The sequence below is a fragment of the Maribacter sp. genome (genome assembly GCF_049667165.1).
Taxonomy (GTDB): Bacteria; Bacteroidota; Bacteroidia; order Flavobacteriales; family Flavobacteriaceae; genus Maribacter_A.
Genome location: NZ_JBATHS010000063.1, coordinates 1 through 1,855, shown reverse-complemented (window position 1 = coordinate 1,855; position 1,855 = coordinate 1). Strand labels below are relative to the sequence as shown.

Sequence of the window (1,855 nt, the reverse complement as noted above, 5' to 3'; positions counted from 1 at the left end):
TTTCTAGGGTATACCGCCAATTAAATTCATAACTTGGGGGTAAGACCGAAGGATCAACCATTTTTCCTTTCCCCAGTTTCATATTGAAGATTTTCTCCATGGTCTGATCGGTCTCTTGTGCAACCTTTTGTTCTGATTTTCGCAGAATGGTTTCTTCTGCGGCATCTTTAGCCCGTTCTTTTAGTTTTTTAAAAAATTGTGCTTGTGTGGTTAAACCCATTCCCATAAAAAGTAGGAGTAGTACTATTGTTTTTGTCTTCATAGGATGATCCATTTAGAGGTTCTTCTTCGATGTTCTTCGAATTTCTAAACCAAAAGTATTGGACTGCCCCACATAAGGTTACCACGTATGTAACAAAGTATGGAAGATATGTATCCTGAGTTTTAAATTACTGATTTTCAATATTTTGCAGATATTCTAAAGGCGTTTTTTTATATGTTTCCTTAAAACATTTTATAAAATAGGAAGGTGTATTAAACCCTACGATGTACGCCACTTCATTGATGGTGGTGTCGGAATTCTTTAATATATGTACCGCTTGTTTCAAGCGTTCAGAGCGTATAAAGGCGGTAGTGCTCAACCCCGTATATGCCTGTAGTTTACGATGTAGTTGCATACGGCTCATATGCACTTCTTTACAGAATAGGGCCGCTGTGAATTCTGGATCGGACAGATGCTTGTCCAATACTTCTTGGATCTTATTCAAGAAAAGTTCATCAGTAGGTGTAATGGCAATATCCTTTGCCTTAAATATGTATTCTTGACTATATCTATTGCGCAATGCCCTACGGGTCGCTATAAGATTCTCAACCCGCTTTTCAAGCACCTTTAACTTAAAGGGTTTTGCCACAAAATCATCGGCTCCGGAGTGCAGTCCTTTTAACTCGTTCTCTTCGCTTGAATTTGCCGTAAGGAGTATAATGGGAATGTGGCTGGTACGTACATCAGTCTTTAGGCTATTACATAGGGTTATGCCATCCCCATTGGGCATTTTAATATCTGAGATTATAAGGTCCGGTACATTTTCCAATGCCTTTTCAATTCCTTCATTACCGGTCTTGGCCTCTAATACGGTATACTTTACTTGCCAAACGGATTTTAAGAAATCCCTGATTTCTTTATGATCTTCAACAATCAGTACAATGGGCAAGGCCGACATATCCAATTTTGGCCTGATGTCATTTTCCGCCTTGTCTTCTATGTACACCTCGGCATCGATGGTTTCTTCAATAATATACTTCGCTTTAAAATTCGACTTTGCAACGGGCAACAATACGTTAAATTGAATTTGATTCCCTGCTACTTTGGCGGTAATCTGCCCTTTGTACAGTGCTACCAATTCTTTTACCAAAGACAATCCAATCCCAGCGCCATCTACATATTCGTCTTTTTGATAAAATCTGTTGAACAGCTTGTTGGTATCCGAACTTAGATTCCCATCCACTGAATTAATCACTATTATATGAACGCTATCATCCTCCCTAGTTGCTAAGAATTTGCAACTACCCCCTGCCGTGCCATGTTTAAAGGCATTTGAAAGGAGATTGGTCACTATCTTTTCGATGGCATCTTCATCATACCAGGTATCTCCCAAGTCATCTATCTCAATCCCATAGTCCATACCCGCTTGTTCGGCTTGAAACTCAAATGATTTGGCAATGAGGCCCAAGAACAATTTTAGGTCTGAATGGGCAACTTTCAGCTTCATTTTTCCCTTTTCCAGTTTTGCCATATGAAGCAATTGATCAACCAAATTGATCAACCTTTTGGTATTGCGCTTTATTGTAGCGAAAATGGCATAATCAGCATCAGTAAGGCCTCCTGCCCCCAATTTGGCATCAATGGGTCCTGCAA

At 39.6% G+C, this 1,855-nt stretch carries 2 protein-coding genes; both read right to left on the bottom strand.

Annotated features, from left to right (window positions below):
* The coding region (locus WBM98_RS03935; RefSeq protein WP_424364722.1) for a hypothetical protein at positions 1-262 on the bottom strand (262 nt) is incomplete at its 3' end.
* Positions 263-389: 127 nt separating this feature from the next.
* Positions 390-1,855 (bottom strand): hybrid sensor histidine kinase/response regulator transcription factor (locus WBM98_RS03930; RefSeq protein WP_424364721.1); only part of this gene is annotated, 1,466 nt, incomplete at its 5' end.